The organism is Curtobacterium sp. NPDC086286 (genome assembly GCF_044746255.1).
Lineage (GTDB): Bacteria > Actinomycetota > Actinomycetes > Actinomycetales > Microbacteriaceae > Curtobacterium.
The window spans coordinates 656,973-673,484 of the sequence record NZ_JBIVBW010000001.1; the positions used below are offsets into that span (position 1 = coordinate 656,973).

The 16,512-nt window shown below is 72.1% G+C and carries 14 protein-coding genes; all 14 read left to right on the top strand.

The window, feature by feature from the left end; all coding sequences use genetic code 11:
* The first annotated feature begins 80 nt into the window (after positions 1-80).
* The 14 genes from ACIPKM_RS03165 (at position 81) to ACIPKM_RS03230 (ending at position 16,243) form a co-directional block, all read left to right on the top strand.
* A complete protein-coding gene (locus ACIPKM_RS03165) occupies positions 81-1,772 on the top strand; it encodes an AarF/ABC1/UbiB kinase family protein (protein WP_092386991.1) in 1,692 nt (563 codons plus the stop codon).
* Positions 1,773-1,880: 108 nt separating this feature from the next.
* Positions 1,881-2,444: an elongation factor P gene (efp, locus tag ACIPKM_RS03170; RefSeq protein WP_022906721.1), complete on the top strand. Its 564-nt coding sequence runs from the start codon at positions 1,881-1,883 to the stop codon at positions 2,442-2,444.
* An 11-nt stretch (positions 2,445-2,455) separates the two neighbouring features.
* Positions 2,456-2,932 (top strand): transcription antitermination factor NusB, encoded by a 477-nt coding sequence (nusB, locus tag ACIPKM_RS03175; protein WP_071303729.1) that lies wholly within the window; start codon positions 2,456-2,458, stop codon positions 2,930-2,932.
* A 24-nt stretch (positions 2,933-2,956) separates the two neighbouring features.
* Entirely contained in the window at positions 2,957-3,601 is a 645-nt protein-coding gene (gene pyrR / locus ACIPKM_RS03180) for a bifunctional pyr operon transcriptional regulator/uracil phosphoribosyltransferase PyrR (protein ID WP_261647007.1), read from the top strand.
* Complete coding sequence (locus ACIPKM_RS03185) at positions 3,598-4,569, top strand: aspartate carbamoyltransferase catalytic subunit (RefSeq protein ID WP_070416253.1); 972 nt, start codon at positions 3,598-3,600, stop codon at positions 4,567-4,569. The genes pyrR and ACIPKM_RS03185 overlap by 4 nt, the downstream gene beginning before the upstream one ends.
* Positions 4,566-5,924, top strand: coding sequence for a dihydroorotase (locus ACIPKM_RS03190; protein WP_402736142.1), 1,359 nt, complete (start codon positions 4,566-4,568; stop codon positions 5,922-5,924). The genes ACIPKM_RS03185 and ACIPKM_RS03190 overlap by 4 nt, the downstream gene beginning before the upstream one ends.
* Complete coding sequence (locus tag ACIPKM_RS03195; RefSeq protein ID WP_071296274.1) at positions 5,921-6,463, top strand: hypothetical protein; 543 nt, start codon at positions 5,921-5,923, stop codon at positions 6,461-6,463. Before ACIPKM_RS03190 ends, ACIPKM_RS03195 begins: the two co-directional genes overlap by 4 nt.
* Positions 6,463-7,662 (top strand): glutamine-hydrolyzing carbamoyl-phosphate synthase small subunit, encoded by a 1,200-nt coding sequence (carA, locus tag ACIPKM_RS03200; RefSeq protein WP_402736143.1) that lies wholly within the window; start codon positions 6,463-6,465, stop codon positions 7,660-7,662. Before ACIPKM_RS03195 ends, carA begins: the two co-directional genes overlap by 1 nt.
* Positions 7,662-10,940, top strand: coding sequence for a carbamoyl-phosphate synthase large subunit (gene carB, locus ACIPKM_RS03205; RefSeq protein ID WP_402736144.1), 3,279 nt, complete (start codon positions 7,662-7,664; stop codon positions 10,938-10,940). Before carA ends, carB begins: the two co-directional genes overlap by 1 nt.
* Entirely contained in the window at positions 10,937-11,821 is an 885-nt protein-coding gene (gene pyrF / locus ACIPKM_RS03210) for an orotidine-5'-phosphate decarboxylase (protein ID WP_402736145.1), read from the top strand. Before carB ends, pyrF begins: the two co-directional genes overlap by 4 nt.
* Positions 11,818-12,732 (top strand): guanylate kinase, encoded by a 915-nt coding sequence (gene gmk / locus ACIPKM_RS03215; protein ID WP_070416248.1) that lies wholly within the window; start codon positions 11,818-11,820, stop codon positions 12,730-12,732. Before pyrF ends, gmk begins: the two co-directional genes overlap by 4 nt.
* 35 nt (positions 12,733-12,767) lie before the next feature.
* Positions 12,768-13,031: a DNA-directed RNA polymerase subunit omega gene (gene rpoZ, locus ACIPKM_RS03220; RefSeq protein ID WP_022906709.1), complete on the top strand. Its 264-nt coding sequence runs from the start codon at positions 12,768-12,770 to the stop codon at positions 13,029-13,031.
* A 5-nt stretch (positions 13,032-13,036) separates the two neighbouring features.
* Positions 13,037-14,251, top strand: coding sequence for a methionine adenosyltransferase (metK, locus tag ACIPKM_RS03225; protein WP_402736146.1), 1,215 nt, complete (start codon positions 13,037-13,039; stop codon positions 14,249-14,251).
* A gap of 9 nt (positions 14,252-14,260) precedes the next feature.
* A complete protein-coding gene (locus tag ACIPKM_RS03230; protein WP_402736147.1) occupies positions 14,261-16,243 on the top strand; it encodes a primosomal protein N' in 1,983 nt (660 codons plus the stop codon).
* Positions 16,244-16,512: the final 269 nt, after the last annotated feature.

Here is a 16,512-nt window from a genome sequence, read left to right on the forward strand (position 1 = left end):
CGGCCGACCTGGGGACGGCGAGCCGCGCCTCCAGGCTGTGGAGGAACCGACCACGCAGGGCGGGGGAGCAGACTGGAACCGTGCCCACCCCGCCACGCCTGAGCGACCTGTCCACACCGGACGCGACCGACCCCGGGACCGTCCGGTCCCGTGCCCGCCGGTTCACCGAGCTGCTGTCGATCGCACGCCGGCACGGCCTCGTCCCGTTCCGGCGCCTGGACTTCTCGCACGACCCGGCGACCTCGGACCTCCGCCGCAGCCAGGCCGAGCACCTGCGCCGTGCGCTCGAGGAGGCCGGCGGCGGGTTCGTGAAGATGGGACAACTTCTCTCGACCCGCGACGACCTGCTCCCCGAGGAGTGGACCGAGGGACTCGCACACCTGCAGCGGAACGTGTCCCCGGCACCCGCGGACGAGGTCGCAGCGCTGCTCGAACGTGAACTCGGCGCCCCCGTGGACGAGGTCTTCGCGGCCTTCGACCCGGTCCCGGTGGCCGCGGCGTCGATCGCACAGGTCCACCGAGCCCGCCTCGCCGACGGCACGAGCGTCGCCGTCAAGGTGCAGCGGCCCGGCATCGACCAGGCCGTGCGGCGCGACGTCGACATCGCCCTCCGCGTCGTGCGGTTCATGGCGCGCTGGTCGGTCGAGGCCCGTCAGGTCGGCGTGCAGGACGTGGCCCAGCAGTACGCCGACGACCTCGTGCGGCAGGTCGACTTCAGCTCGGAGCTCCGGAACCTCGAGGCACTGCGGGCTGCCCAGCGCCGGAGCGCCCGCCCCGACGAGGTGCGCTTCCCGGACCCGTACCCGGAGCTCTCCGGTCGGCGCGTGCTCGTGATGGAGTTCCTCGAGGGGGACACCCTCAGCGCGATCCGGGCCGAGCGGAGCGACCGCGACCTCGACCAGCCGATGCGGTCGATCCTCCGGGCGTTCCTCCGGCAGGTGGTGTTCGACGGGGTGTACCACGGTGACCTCCACCCCGGGAACGTCCTGCTGCTGCCCGACGGCCGGCCGGCGCTCATCGACTTCGGATCGGTGGGCAGGCTCGACCCCGGCCTGCGGGACATCGTGCAGGAGCTGCTCGCCGCGTACATCCAGGACGACACGTCGCGGATCGCCGACGCGGTGCTCCGGATGGCACCGGTCCGGGACGCCCAGGACGAACCCGACTTCCGCCGGGACATCGCGCGCTTCGTCGCGGACGAGCTCGGTCCGGGTGCCCGGATCGGCGTCGACACGGTGGACGACGCCGTCGCGGTGTTCGGGCGGTACCGGTTGAAGGCGCCGCCGGACTTCGTCGCCGCCGCGCGCGCCCTGGCGATCTTCGAGGGGACGCTGCGCACGCTCGCCCCCTCGTTCGACCTGCTCGAGGAGTCACGCGGACTCGCCTCCGAACAGATCCGCGACCAGCTGCGGCCGGGCAAGCTCCGGGACGTGGCGGTGCGCGAGCTGTTCGGCGCGGTGACGGCCGCACGCCGGCTGCCGCGCCGGGTGGACCGCATCGGCGAGGCGATCGAGACCGGCAAGCTGTCGGTCAACATCCGGCTGTTCGCGGACCGGCGGGACCGACGGACGCTGAACGGGGTGGTCCGGCGGGTGCTGCTCGTGCTGCTCGGCGCCGGGGCCGGCATCCTGTCGATCGTGTACCTCGCGCTGCCGGCCCGGCCGACGGCGGTCATCTCGACCGGGGTGGCCGGAGCGCTGCTCGGGGGAGCGGCGGTGGTGCTGCTCGCCTGGGCGGCGGTCGACGCGATCCGCGCGCGGCGACGAGAGTGACCGTACAAGCACTGCGCGGGGACGCCACGACCCGTCCGCTACACTCGTCCGGGACCCAGCGCGGTCCGCAGACCTTCACAAGACGATCGAACGGGACATCGAAGACTCATGGCCAGTACCACTGACATCAAGAACGGCGCCGTTCTCATCATCGACGGGCAGCTCTGGTCGGTCGTCGAGTTCCAGCACGTCAAGCCGGGCAAGGGCGGCGCGTTCGTCCGCACCAAGCTGAAGAACGTCGTGTCGGGCAAGGTCGTCGACCGCACCTTCAACGCGGGCGCGAAGATCGACACCGCGACGGTCGACCGCCGTGACTACCAGTTCCTCTACGAGGACGGCGACTCCTACGTGTTCATGGACACCGACACCTACGACCAGATCCCGGTCTCGGCGACGGTCGTCGGCGACGCGAAGAACTACCTGCTCGAGTCCGCGATGGTCACCATCGCGATGAACGAGGGCAACCCGCTCTACGTCGAGCTCCCGACGTCGATCGTGACCGAGGTCGAGACCGAGCCCGGCCTGCAGGGCGACCGCTCGTCCGGTGGCACGAAGGACGCGACGATCATCGCGACCGGCCACCGCATCCAGGTCCCGCTCTACCTCGAGAGCGGCACCACGGTGAAGATCGACACGCGCGACGGCAGCTTCCTCGGCCGCGTCAACTCCTAGGCGACGCCCGTATGAGTGCTCGTTCGAAGGCCCGCAAGCGCGCCCTCGACATGCTGTACGTGGCCGAGGTGCGTGAGCTCCCGATCGCGGACGTCCTCGCGACCGAGACCGTCCGGCACCTCGACCAGCCGGAGCGTGCCTCCAGCTGGGACTACGCCCGCCAGATCGTCACGGGTGTCGACGACGCCCGCCACGAGATCGACGCCGTGATCGTCGAGCACGCCCAGGGCTGGTCGATCGCCCGCATGCCGGTGCTCGACCGCTGCATCCTGCGCATGGGCGTCTGGGAGCTCCGGTTCAACCCCGAGGTCCCCGACGCGGTCGCGATCGCCGAGGCGGTCGAGCTGGCCCAGTCGCTCTCGACGGAGGAGTCCGCCGGGTTCGTCAACGGTGTGCTCGGGGCCGTCGCCGGCGGCCGCGCGCCGGGCGAGAAGTCGAGCGGTGCACCGTCCGGTCGGACGGTCGCAGAGGACCAGGAGTCCCGGTAGGGTTGACCACGTCAGCATCCTTTAATGCCGTCCGGTGAGGCGGGGAAGGAGGTCGGCGTGGGCACCAGAACGGTCCTGCAGCACTCCGACATCACGCGTGCTCTGACACGCATCGCGCACGAGATCCTCGAGGCCAACCACGGTGCCTCGGACCTCGTGCTCCTGGGCATCCCGACGCGGGGTGCCGTCCTGGCCGAGCGGCTCGACCGCATCCTGGCGGACATCGAGCCCGAGTGGGCGGACATCGAGCCCGAGCGGACGAGCGAACCGGCAGCGACCGGCGCGGACGCCGGCAGGTCGCACCGCGTCGGCACGCTCGACGTCACGATGCACCGCGACGACCTCGGCCACGGCATCGGTCGCGCGCCGCACCGGACGACCATCCCGGCGAGCGGCATCGACGGCAAGGTCGTGGTCCTCGTCGACGACGTCCTGTACTCCGGTCGCACGGTCCGGGCGGCGCTCGACGCGCTCCAGGGCATCGGTCGCCCGCGGGCGGTCCGGCTCGCCGTGCTCGTCGACCGGGGCCACCGCGAGCTCCCGATCCGCGCGGACCACGTCGGCAAGAACCTGCCGACGGCCTCCGACGAGCGGGTGACGCTCCGGCTGACCGAGACCGACGGCACCGACGAGGTCGTCATCGAGCAGGGCGACGGGGGTGCAGCGTGAAGCACCTCCTCTCCACCGCCGACCTCTCCCGCGCCGAGGCGATCCACATCCTCGACGTCGCCGAGGAGATGGCCGAGGTCAACACGCGCGAGGTCCGCAAGCTCCCCGCGCTGCGCGGCAAGACCGTCGTGAACCTCTTCTTCGAGGACTCCACGCGCACCCGGATCTCGTTCGAGGCGGCCGCCAAGCGCCTCTCCGCCGACGTCCTCAACTTCGCGGCGAAGGGCTCGAGCGTCTCCAAGGGCGAGTCCCTCAAGGACACCGTGCAGACCCTCGGCGCGATGGGCATCGACGGCATCGTGATGCGCCACGGCGCGTCCGGTGCGCCGCGGGTCCTCGCCGACGCCGACTGGATCGACGTCCCGGTCGTCAACGCCGGTGACGGCACGCACGAGCACCCCACGCAGGCCCTGCTCGACGCGTTCACGATGCGTCGGCGCCTGCACGGTGCCGGCAGTCGGGGCCAGGGCCTCGACGGCGTCCGAGTGCTCATCGTCGGCGACGTGCTGCACAGCCGGGTCGCTCGGAGCAACGCCTGGCTCCTGCAGACCCTCGGCGCGAGCGTCACGTTCGCCGCGCCGCCGACCCTGCTCCCGGTCGCGAGCACGCCGTTCGGCGCCGCGGTGCACCACGACCTCGACGTCGCCCTCGCCGAGGACCCGGACGTCGTGATGACCCTGCGCATCCAGCAGGAGCGGATGAACGACGCGTTCTTCCCGAACCCGCGCGAGTACACCCGGCACTGGGGCCTCACGGCGAGCCGGTTCGCCCGGCTCGACGAGCGCACGCTGATCATGCACCCGGGCCCGATGAACCGCGGGCTCGAGATCGCCGGCGTCGCCGCCGACGACCCCCGCTCGACGGTCGTCGAGCAGGTCGAGAACGGCGTGTCGGTCCGGATGGCCGTGCTCTACCTGGCCCTGACCGGGTCCGAAGCGACCGCAGCAACGAAGGAGACCGTCGCATGACCGCCCACCTCATCCGCGGCGCGCAGCTGGTCGACGGCACGCGTGCCGACATCCGCCTGGAGGCGCGGCGCATCACCGCGGTCGGCTCCGGTCTCGACGCGGCCGGCGCCACGGTCGTCGACGCGGACGGTCTGATCGCCCTGCCCGGTCTCGTGGACCTCCACACCCACCTGCGCGAGCCCGGCTTCGAGGAGTCGGAGACGGTCCTCACCGGCTCGCGTGCCGCGGCCGCTGGCGGCTTCACCGCCGTCAACGCGATGGCGAACTCGTCGCCGGTGGCGGACACCGCCGGTGTGGTCGAGCAGGTGCAGGCGCTCGGCGACGACGCCGGGTACGTCACGGTGCGCCCGATCGGCGCGGTCTCCCAGGGACTCCAGGGCACCCACCTGTCTGAGATCGGCGCCATGGCGACGAGCCGGGCGAAGGTCCGGGTCTTCTCGGACGACGGTTCGTGCGTGTCCGACCCGCTCCTCATGCGCCGGGCGCTCGAGTACATCAAGGGCTTCGGCGGGGTGCTCGCGCAGCACGCACAGGAGCCGAGGCTGACCATCGGCGCCCAGATGAACGAGGGGCGGCTGTCGTCGGAGCTCGGGCTCGCCGGTTGGCCCGCGGTCGCGGAAGAGGCGATCATCGCCCGCGACGTCCTGCTCGCCGACCACGTCGGGGCCCGGCTGCACGTGTGCCACGTCTCGACCGCCGGCAGCGTCGAGGTGATCCGCTGGGCGAAGTCCCGCGGCATCGACGTCACCGCCGAGGTCACGCCGCACCACCTGGTGCTGACCGAGGACCTCATCGCCGGGCACGACGGCGCTCCCGGCTACGACGCCCGGTACAAGGTCAACCCGCCGCTGCGCTCCCGCGAGGACGTCGACGCGCTCCGGGCCGCCCTGGCCGACGGCACGATCGACATCGTCGCGACCGACCACGCGCCGCACACGGCCGAGGCGAAGTGCTGCGAGTGGCCCGCGGCGGCGAACGGCATGGTCGGCCTCGAGTCCGCGCTGAGCGTCGTGCAGTCCGCCGTGGTCGACGACGGCCGGCTCGACTGGGCCGACGTCGCGCGCGTCCTGTCCGAGGCGCCCGCGCGCATCGGCCAGGTCGAGGGGCACGGGCAGCGGATCGCCGAGGGCGCACCGGCCGAGATCACCCTGTACGACCCGACGGCCGTCCGCGAGTTCTCCGTCGCCGACCTCGCCGGGCAGTCGCAGAACTCGCCGTACCTCGGCATGCGGCTCCCGGGCCGGGTCGTCGCGACCTTCCACCACGGGTACCCCACGCTCCTGGCGGGGGAGCTCGTCGACGCCGAGACGGTCGCCGGACACGCGCGCGCCGCGCGGGCGGAGGCGACGGCATGAGCGGTGACGCGCTGCGCTGGCTCGAAGGCGGGATCATCCTCGCCCTCGTCGTCGCGCTGTTCGTCGCCATGGCACGCACCTGGCGGACGCGGGCGAGGAAGCAGGCGGAATCCGTGCCTCCCGTCCCGGTGCCGACCGACGTCGGACCGGCGGCCGGGTCCTGGGACGGCTTCACCGTCGCGACGACCCGCGCCGACCAACCGCTCGAGCGGATCACCGCTGGCGGACTCGGCTTCCGGGGCCGCGGCGGCGTGACCGTCCACGACACCGGCGTGGTGCTCCACCACGCCGGCACCCCGGACCGCTGGATCGAAGCCTCCGCCGTCCGCGGCGCCGACCGCGCCACGTGGGCCATCGACCGCGTGGTCGAGCCCGGGGGACTGGTCCGTCTGCGATGGACGGCGACCGGCGCCGCAGGTGCGTCGGACCTCGACACCTACTTCCGGTTCCCGGAGGGCGACGGCGCAGCACTGGCCGCCCTGCAGGGACTGTCGACGAAGCACGAACACCCGCACACCGCGGGCGAAGGGACGAACTGATGACACGCGAACGGGCCGTACTGGTCCTCGAGGACGGCACCCGGTACGACGGCTGGGCCTACGGCGCCCGCGGGCGCACGCTCGGCGAGGTGGTCTTCGCGACCGGCATGACCGGGTACCAGGAGACGCTCACCGACCCCTCCTACGCCGGACAGATCGTGGTGCAGACCGCGCCGCACATCGGCAACACGGGTGTGAACGACGAGGACCCCGAGTCCCGTCGCATCTGGGTCGCCGGGTACGTCGTGCGCGACCCCAGCCGCATCGTGTCGAACCACCGCGCGAACGCGTCGCTCGACGACCACCTCGTGCGGGACGGCATCGTCGGCATCTCCGGGATCGACACCCGGGCGCTCACCCGCCGGATCCGCGACGCGGGCGCAATGAAGGGCGGCGTGTTCAGCGGCGCCGACGCCGCGCTGTCCGAGTCGGAGCAGCTCGACGCGGTCCGCGCGCAGGCCACGATGGCGGGCGCGAGCTTCTCGTCGATCGTGTCGACGCCCGAGACCTACGTGGTCCCCGCGGTCGGCGAGCAGATCGGTACGCTGGCCGTGCTCGACCTCGGCGTGAAGGCCTCGACCACGCGGTACCTCGCGGAGCGCGGCTTCGAGGTGCACGTCGTGCCGCAGGACATCACCGCCGACGAGCTCGAGGCCCTCGCGCCGGACGCGCTCTTCTACTCGAACGGCCCTGGTGACCCTGCCGCGTCGGACGCCCAGGTCGAGCTGCTCCAGGGCAGCCTGAAGACCGGGCGCCCGTTCTTCGGCATCTGCTTCGGCAACCAGCTGCTCGGACGGGCCCTCGGGTTCGGCACGTACAAGCTCCCGTTCGGGCACCGCGGCATCAACCAGCCGGTGCTCGACACCGTGACCGGCAAGGTCGAGATCACGAGCCAGAACCACGGCTTCGCGGTCGACGCGCCCCTCGGCGAGGTCGTCGAGTCACCGGCCGGCTTCGGTCGCGTCGAGGTCTCGCACTACTCCCTGAACGACCAGGTGGTCGAGGGCCTCCGCGCGCTCGACGTGCCCGCGTTCAGCGTGCAGTACCACCCCGAGGCGGCGGCCGGCCCGCACGACTCCATGTACCTCTTCGACCGGTTCGCGGACCTGGTGCGCGAGCGTCGCGACGGGGCGCCGCTCGACGCGGCGACCGCCGACGCCACGACCCCCGCAGCAGACATCACCAAGGAAGCCAACTGATGCCGAAGCGCGCAGACATCAACTCCGTCCTCGTCATCGGCTCCGGCCCGATCGTCATCGGGCAGGCCGCCGAGTTCGACTACTCCGGCACCCAGGCGTGCCGCGTCCTCCGTGCCGAGGGCGTCCGCGTGATCCTCGTCAACCCGAACCCGGCGACGATCATGACCGACCCGGACTTCGCCGACGCGACGTACATCGAGCCGATCACGAGCGCCTCGCTCGAGGAGATCATCAAGATCGAGCAGCCGGACGCCGTGCTGCCGACCCTCGGCGGCCAGACCGCCCTGAACGCCGCGATCAAGCTCGACGCCGAGGGCATCCTCGACAAGTACGGCGTGGAGCTCATCGGCGCGAAGGTCGACGCCATCCAGCGCGGTGAGGACCGCCAGCTCTTCAAGGAGCTCGTCCTCGAGTCCGGTGCCGACGTCGCGCGCAGCCACATCGCGCACACCTTGGAAGAGGCGAAGGAGTACGCGCAGGACCTCGGCTACCCGCTCGTCGTCCGTCCGTCCTTCACCATGGGTGGCCTCGGCTCCGGCTTCGCCTACAACGAGGAAGAACTCGTCCGCTTCGTCGGCGACGGGCTGCAGTCCAGCCCGACGACCGAGGTCCTGCTCGAGGAGTCGATCCTCGGCTGGAAGGAGTACGAGCTCGAGCTGATGCGCGACAACTACGACAACACCGTCGTGATCTGCTCGATCGAGAACGTCGACCCCGTGGGCGTCCACACCGGCGACTCGATCACCGTCGCCCCCGCGCTGACGCTGACCGACCGCGAGTACCAGAACATGCGCGACATCGGCATCGACATCATCCGTCGCGTCGGCGTCGACACCGGCGGCTGCAACATCCAGTTCGCCGTCGACCCGTCGAACGGCCGCGTCATCGTCATCGAGATGAACCCGCGCGTCTCCCGCTCCTCGGCGCTCGCGTCGAAGGCGACGGGCTTCCCGATCGCGAAGATCGCCGCGAAGCTCGCGATCGGGTACCGCCTCGACGAGATCGAGAACGACATCACCCGCGTCACCCCGGCCAGCTTCGAGCCGACGCTCGACTACGTGGTCGTGAAGACCCCGCGGTTCGCGTTCGAGAAGTTCCCCGCGGCGGACGCCACGCTCACCACGACGATGAAGAGCGTCGGCGAGGCGATGGCGATCGGCCGCAACTACGCGACGGCGCTGCAGAAGTCGCTCCGCTCGCTCGAGAAGCGCGGCTCGTCGTTCCACTGGGACACCCCGGCGGCCGAGCTCGACAAGAACGCGCTGCTGCAGAAGTCGGCGATCCCGACCGACGGTCGCATCGTCACCGTGCAGCAGGCGCTCGTCGCGGGCGCCACCGCCGACGAGGTCTTCGAGGCCACCAAGATCGACCCGTGGTTCATCGACCAGATCGTGTTGATCAACGAAGTCGCTCTGGAGGTCAAGAACGCCGAGACCCTCGACGCCGACACCCTCCGCTGGGCCAAGGAGCACGGCTTCAGCGACGCGCAGATCGCGTCGCTGCGCGGGATCACCGAGCAGCAGGCCCGTGACGCCCGTCACGCCGAGGGCATCCGCCCGGTGTTCAAGACCGTCGACACCTGCGCCGGCGAGTTCCCGGCCCTGACGCCGTACCACTACTCGTCGTACGACGCCGAGACCGAGGTCGCCCCGAGCGACCGCAAGAAGGTCGTCATCCTCGGCTCCGGCCCGAACCGCATCGGGCAGGGCGTCGAGTTCGACTACTCCTGCGTGCACGCGTCCTTCGCGCTGAGCGCCGCCGGGTTCGAGACGATCATGATCAACTGCAACCCGGAGACGGTCTCGACCGACTACGACACCTCGGACCGCCTGTACTTCGAGCCGCTGACCACCGAGGACGTCCTCGAGGTCATCGAGGCCGAGGCGGCGTCCGGTGAGCTCGTCGGCGTGGTCGTGCAGCTCGGCGGCCAGACGGCCCTCGGGCTCGCGAAGCCGCTCGAGGCTGCGGGCATCCCGATCCTCGGCACCAGCCCGAGCGCGATCGACTCCGCCGAGGAGCGCGGCCAGTTCTCCGCCATCCTCGACGCTGCGGGCCTGCTCGCGCCCCGGAACGGCACCGCCCACGACCTTGCCAGCGCGACCGCGGTGGCCGAGGAGATCGGCTACCCCGTCCTCGTCCGCCCGTCCTTCGTGCTCGGCGGCCGCGGCATGGAGATCCTGTACGACTCCCCGTCGCTCGCGGACTACTTCGACCGGATGGCCGACCAGGCGATCATCGGCCCGGAGCTCCCGCTGCTGGTCGACCGCTTCCTCGACGACGCGGTGGAGATCGACGTCGACGCGCTCTTCGACGGCGAGCGGCTCTACATCGGCGGGATCATGGAGCACCTCGAAGAGGCCGGCATCCACTCCGGCGACTCGGCCTGCACCCTGCCGCCGGTCGGCCTCGGCCGTGCCGAGATCCAGGGCGTCGTGGACGCGACCGAGAAGATCGCGCGCGGCATCGGCGTCCAGGGCCTGCTCAACGTGCAGTTCGCCATCGGCGCGGGCGTGCTCTACGTCCTCGAGGCGAACCCGCGCGCCAGCCGCACGGTCCCGTTCGTCTCGAAGGCGCTCGGCATCCCGCTGGCCAAGGCGGCGTCGCGGATCATGACCGGCACGACGATCGACACGCTCGTCGCCGAGGGGCTCCTGCCCGCCCGCGACGGCGCGTTCGTGCCGATCCAGTCCCCGATCGCCGTGAAGGAGGCCGTGCTGCCCTTCCGCCGGTTCCGCACCCACGACGGCCAGGTCGTCGACTCGGTGCTCAGCCCGGAGATGCGCTCCACCGGCGAGGTCATGGGCATCGACCGCGACTTCCCGCGCGCGTTCCTCAAGTCGCAGGAAGCCGCGTACGGCGGTCTGCCGACGAGCGGCACCGTGTTCGTGAGCGTCGCCGACACCGACAAGCGCGCCATCGTGCTCCCGGTGCACCGGCTGCAGCAGCTCGGCTTCACGATCACGGCGACCGAGGGCACGGCGGAGATCCTGCGCCGCAACGGCATCGAGGTCACGCTCGTCGGCAAGTACAGCGAGGGCGGCGAGAGCGTCGTCGACCTGCTGGCCCGGAACGAGGTCGACATCGTCATCAACACGCCGTCGGGTGCCGCCGGTCGTGCGGACGGGTACGAGATCCGTGCGGCGACGGTCGCGGCGGACAAGCCGCTGTTCACGACGATCGCGCAGCTCGGGGCCGCGGTCGCGGCGATCGAGACGATCGGGTCGCCGCACAGCGTGCGGAGCCTGCAGGACTACGCGCTCGAGCGCGCCACCTGGTGAGCGACCCGGGCACGGGAGGCGCGGCCTCCTTCGGCGTCCGGCTCGCGTCCGCCATCGGGTCGCGTTCCGCCCTCTGCGTCGGCATCGACCCCCACGCCGCCACCCTGGCGGCGTGGGGGCTCGGCCGCGACGAGCAGGGCCTGACCACGTTCGGCGCGACCCTGGTCGACGCGGCCGCCGGCCGCGCCGCGGTCGTGAAGCCGCAGATCGCCTTCTTCGAGGCCGCGGGGGTGGCGGGCTACCGTGCGCTCGACGCGACGATCCGTCGGGCACGCGATGCGGGCCTCCTGGTCGTCGCCGACGTCAAGCGCGGCGACATCGGATCGACGGGGGACGACTACGCGCTCGCGTGGCTGGACCGTGACGGTCCGTTCGCCGCCGACGCCATGACGGTGTCGCCGTACCTCGGCTACGGCTCCCTCGCCGGGACGGTCGACGTGGCGCGCCGGAACGGTGCCGGGGTCTTCGTGCTCGCCGCCACGAGCAACCCCGAGGCGCGCGTGCTGCAGACCGCGGTGCTCGCCGAGGGACCTCGTTCGGGGCGGAGCGTCGCTGCCGGTATCGTCTTGGACGTGGCAGACGACAACCGGAGAGGCGGCGACCAGCCCCTCGGCGACGTCGGGCTCGTGCTCGGCGCGACCCTCGACCTCGACGACTTCGGCATCGACGCGGGCACCATCGGCACCTCGCCGATCCTCGCCCCGGGCTTCGGTGCCCAGGGCGCCCGCATCGAGGACCTCCGCGCGCTGTACGGCGCCCGCGCCGAGCAGGTGCTCGTCAGCGAGTCGCGCGGTCTGCTCACCGACGGTCCCGACGGCGTCGCAGCCCTCGTGACCGACCGTGCGGACCGGACCCGCGCCGCGCTGGGGGCCGCCGCATGACGACGGACCGCGACGGCCTGCCCGCACACCGGAACCCACCCGAGGTCGACCGGGTCGCCGCGGCTGCCGCTGCGGTGGCCGCCCGTCGTGCCCGGGCCGCGGTCAAGGCCGCGGTCGCGTCGGGGGAGCGCTCCGCTCTCGAGGTCGCCCGCACCGCCTGGTCGGACGCCGACGCACCGGCCGAGAAGTCCCTGCGGGTGCGCGACCTGCTCACGAGCCTCCCCGGCATCGGACCGGCACGGGCGGAGTCGATCATGGGCGAGCTGCGGATCGCGCCGTCGAAGCGCCTCGGCGGCCTCGGCACCCGGCAGCGGTCGGAGCTCGCCGACTGGCTCGCGGCCCGCGGTCGCAAGCGCGGGTCGTCGAAGCTCGTCGTCCTCGCCGGCCCCACCGCGGTCGGCAAGGGCACGGTCAGCGCGTACATCCGCGAGCAGTACCCGGACGTCAACCTCAGCGTCTCGGCGACGACCCGCAAGCCCCGTCCGGGCGAGGTCGACGGCGTGCACTACTACTTCGTGGACGACGCCGAGTTCGACCGGATGATCCGCGACCGCGAACTCCTCGAGTGGGCCACCGTCCACAACTCGTACCGGTACGGCACGCCCCGGCCGCCGATCGACCGCGCGCTCGACGCCGGCGACAAGGTGATGCTCGAGATCGACCTGCAGGGCGCACGCCAGGTCCGGGACGCCATGCCCGACGCGGTGCTCGTCTTCCTGCTGCCCCCGTCGTGGGAGGAACTCGTGCGCCGACTGATCGGCCGGGGCACCGAATCGGCCGAGGAACAGGCACGCCGGCTCGACACCGCCAAGGTCGAACTCGCCGCCCAGGACGAGTTCGACGTGCGCATCGTGAACTCCGATGTCGGCACCGCGGCGCGTGAGGTCGTAGACTTGTTCACTGCGCCCTGACCGGGCGTCCCCCCGTTCCGTCGACTGGAGACACCATGGCCAACCCCCAGGGCATCATCGACCCGCCCATCGACGACCTGCTCGCCAAGGTGGAGTCGAAGTACGCGCTCGTCATCTTCGCCTCGAAGCGCGCGCGACAGATCAACGACTACTACGCCGACCTGCACGAGGGTTCGCTGTTCGACAACGTCGGCCCGCTGGTCGACTCGACGATCGACGACAAGCCGCTGTCCGTCGCACTGCACGAGATCAACGAGGACAAGCTCACCGTCACCAAGCAGCAGCAGCCCACCGACTGACCGCGGTGACCAGTAGCAGCCTGCGCCTCTTCACGTCCGAGTCGGTGACGGAGGGGCACCCCGACAAGATCTGCGACCAGATCTCGGACACGATCCTCGACGCGCTGTTGACCGTCGACCCGCACGCACGCGTCGCGGTGGAGACGATGGTCACCACCGGACTCGTGCACGTCGCCGGCGAGGTCACGACCTCGGGCTACGTCGAGATCCCGAAGCTCGTCCGTGACGTCATCACGGGCATCGGCTACAACTCGTCCGAGGTCTCCTTCGACGGCCACACCTGCGGCGTCGAGGTCTCGATCGGTGCGCAGTCTCCCGACATCGCCCAGGGTGTCGACGAGTCCCTCGACGCGCGCTCCGGCGCCGGCGTGGACCCGCTCGACCGCCAGGGCGCCGGCGACCAGGGGATCATGTTCGGCTTCGCGACGAACGAGACCCCCGAGTACATGCCGGTCGCGATCTGGCTGGCGCACCGCCTGGCCGAGCGGCTGGCCGCGGTCCGCAAGTCCGGCGAGCTGTCGTTCCTGCGTCCCGACGGCAAGACCCAGGTCACGGTCGGGTACGACGGCGTGGTGCCGAAGACCGTCGAGACCGTCGTGCTCTCCACGCAGCACTCGCCGTCCGTCACGCTCGACGAGCTCACCGCCGCGGTGACCGAGCACGTGATCCGTCCGGTGCTCGCCCAGGTCGACCTCGACTCGTCGCACGTCGACGTCATCGTGAACCCGACCGGCCGGTTCGAGATCGGCGGCCCCCAGGGCGACGCCGGCCTCACCGGACGCAAGGTCATCGTCGACACCTACGGCGGTGCCTCCCGCCACGGTGGCGGCGCCTTCAGCGGCAAGGACCCCTCGAAGGTCGACCGCTCGGCCGCCTACGCGCTGCGCTGGGTCGCGAAGAACGCGGTCGCCGCGGGCCTCGCCGACCGGCTCGAGGTGCAGGTCGCCTACGCGATCGGCCGCGCGAAGCCCGTCGGGCTCTACGTCGAGTCGTTCGGCACCGGACACGTCGACGACGCCACGATCGAGGCCGCGATCCTGCAGGTCTTCGACCTCCGGCCGGCCGCGATCATCCGCGACCTCGACCTGCTCCGTCCGGTCTACGCGAAGACCGCGACGTACGGGCACTTCGGCCGCGAGCTCCCCGGGTTCACCTGGGAGCAGCTCGACCGCGTCGAGGAACTCCGCGCCGCCGCAGGACTCGTCGCCGCTGCCGTCTGAGGCCTCGGCGTGACCACCGTCGCGCGCGTCGTCCTCGACTCGCCGCTCCCGCAGTTGGACCGTCTGTTCGACTACCGGGTGCCGGACGGGCTCGAGGACGACTGCGTGCCGGGGGTGCGGGTCAAGGTGCCGCTCCGCACCGGTGCGCGCATGTCCGACGCCTACGTGGTCGAGATCGTCACCGAGGGTGAGTACCCGGGCGAGCTCAGTGCCATCGAGACGGTCGTCTCCCCGGTGCCGGTCCTCGCGCCGGAGATCTGGTCGCTCGCGCGCGCCGTGGCCGACCGTGCTGCGGGGGTCGCGTCCGACGTGCTCCGGCTCGCCGTGCCGACGCGCCAGGTCCGTGCCGAGAAGGCCTGGCTGGCCCGCGACACCGCATGGTCGCCGCCGGCGGTCGAGCCGCCGCCCGTCACCGGCTACGCCGACGGCGTCCTGGAGGCGCTGGTCGCCGACCACGGTCGCGCTGCGGTCGCCGCCGTCCCCCACCCGACAGCGCTCGGTGCAGCCGACGCGCCGGTCTGGGTCGCCGGGTGGGCGGCCACGCTCGCCCAGGCGGCCGCGCACACGGTCGCCGCGGAGCAGTCGGCCGTGATCGCCGTGCCGGACTTCCGCGACGTCACCGACCTCGAGCGTGCGCTCCTCGCGGTGCTGCCGCCGGAACGGGTCGTCCGGTTCGACGCCAAGCAGACGAACGGGCAGCGGGCGAAGGCCCTGCTGCAGGCGAGGACCCACGCGGTCGTCGCGATCGGCAACCGCACGGCGGTGTACGCGCCCGCGACCGAGCTCGGACTCATCGCCATGTGGGACGACGGGGACGCCTCGTTCATCGAGCCGCGTGCCCCCTACGTGCACACCCGGGACGTCGCCCTCGTCCGGGCCGCGCAGTCCGGGGCCGCGCTGCTGTTCCTGTCGCACGCCCGGAGCACCGACGTGCAACGGCTCGTCGAGCTGCACTGGCTGCAGGAGGTCACGCCGTACCGGGTGAAGACACCCAAGGTCATCCCGACCGTCCAGCAGACCGGTGCCGAGGGGTACGCGGCACAGGCCCGCATCCCGAGCTCGGCGTGGCGCGCCGCGCGCGAGGCCAGCCAGCACGGAGCCGTCCTCGTGCAGGTCGCCAGTCCGGGGTTCGGCACCGGGCTCGTCTGCGCCGAGTGCGGTGAGCGCGCGCACTGCCGGATCTGCGGCGGTCCGCTCGGCAGCCCGCACCGGGGCGCGACGCCGCAGTGCCGGTTCTGCGGCGCGCTGGCGGTCGGGTTCCGCTGCCCGACGTGCGGCAACGGCACGGTGAAGCCGGTCGGGCAGGGGGCGCAGCGCACCGCGGACGAGCTCGGCCGGGCGTTCCCGGGCACGCGCATCGTGGTGGCCGACGGCTCCCGTCCGCTCGACGAGGTCCCGGCGCGCCCCTCGGTCGTGGTCGCCACCCGCGGAGCCGAGCCGAGCGTCCCGGGCGGGTACGCGTGCGTGCTCCTGCTCGACGGGGAGCGCATGCTCGCGCGTGAGGGGCTCCGCGTGCAGGAGGACGTGCTGCGCTTCTGGACGAACGCCGCCGCCAAGGGAGCCCCGGGCGCCGAGGCGTACCTCGTGGGCATCGGCGGGAAGCTCGCGACGGCCATGGCGCTGTGGCGGCTCGACGGTCCGGCGCACGACGAGCTCGCCGACCGCCGTGAGCTGCACTTCCCACCGGCCGTGCGGGTCGCGACGCTGACCGGCACGGACGAGGCGGTGACGGCCGCGGTCGAGGCGCTCGACGGTCTCACGGTCGGCGCCGTGCTCGGTCCGGTGCCGGTCGAGGACGACGCGCTCCCGGGCACCGTCCGTGCGATCGTGCGCTTCCCGTACGCGCACGGTGCCGAGGTGGCGGCGACCCTCAAGGCCGAGGTGATCCGGCGTGCGTCCACGCGGCGGGTGCTGCCCGGGGGGAACCGACGTCGGGCGGCGCCGGCGCTCCGGGTGCGGCTCGACGACGCGGAGCCCTTCAGCGAGGTCTGACCGGCCGGCCGCGCGCTGCCGGGCGCGGGCCGTCGCGTCGGACCCGCGCCGTGCCTCCAGGGCGCCTGCCGCGTGCCGCGCGTTGCCCGCGCGCGCATGTTCCGACGTTCCGCCCGTCGATCGACGTGTGTTCTGTCGACGCATGCGCACGCACCGTCTGCGTGCGCATGTTCCGACGTTCCGCCCGTCGATCGACGGGTGTTCTGTCGACGCATGCGCACGCACTGGCCGCGCACGCGACCGTGTCCACGCCGTGCATGCGACATGCA

Bases quoted from the DNA above. Each gene is read 5' to 3' on its own strand.
- nusB (WP_071303729.1), top strand. From the start codon at position 2,456: ATGAGTGCTCGTTCGAAGGCCCGCAAGCGCGCCCTCGACATGCTGTAC.
- ACIPKM_RS03190 (WP_402736142.1), top strand. From the start codon at position 4,566: ATGACCGCCCACCTCATCCGCGGCGCGCAGCTGGTCGACGGCACGCGT.
- pyrR (WP_261647007.1), top strand. From the start codon at position 2,957: ATGCCGTCCGGTGAGGCGGGGAAGGAGGTCGGCGTGGGCACCAGAACG.
- carA (WP_402736143.1), top strand. From the start codon at position 6,463: ATGACACGCGAACGGGCCGTACTGGTCCTCGAGGACGGCACCCGGTAC.
- efp (WP_022906721.1), top strand. From the start codon at position 1,881: ATGGCCAGTACCACTGACATCAAGAACGGCGCCGTTCTCATCATCGAC.
- ACIPKM_RS03195 (WP_071296274.1), top strand. From the start codon at position 5,921: ATGAGCGGTGACGCGCTGCGCTGGCTCGAAGGCGGGATCATCCTCGCC.
- rpoZ (WP_022906709.1), top strand. From the start codon at position 12,768: ATGGCCAACCCCCAGGGCATCATCGACCCGCCCATCGACGACCTGCTC.
- gmk (WP_070416248.1), top strand. From the start codon at position 11,818: ATGACGACGGACCGCGACGGCCTGCCCGCACACCGGAACCCACCCGAG.
- carB (WP_402736144.1), top strand. From the start codon at position 7,662: ATGCCGAAGCGCGCAGACATCAACTCCGTCCTCGTCATCGGCTCCGGC.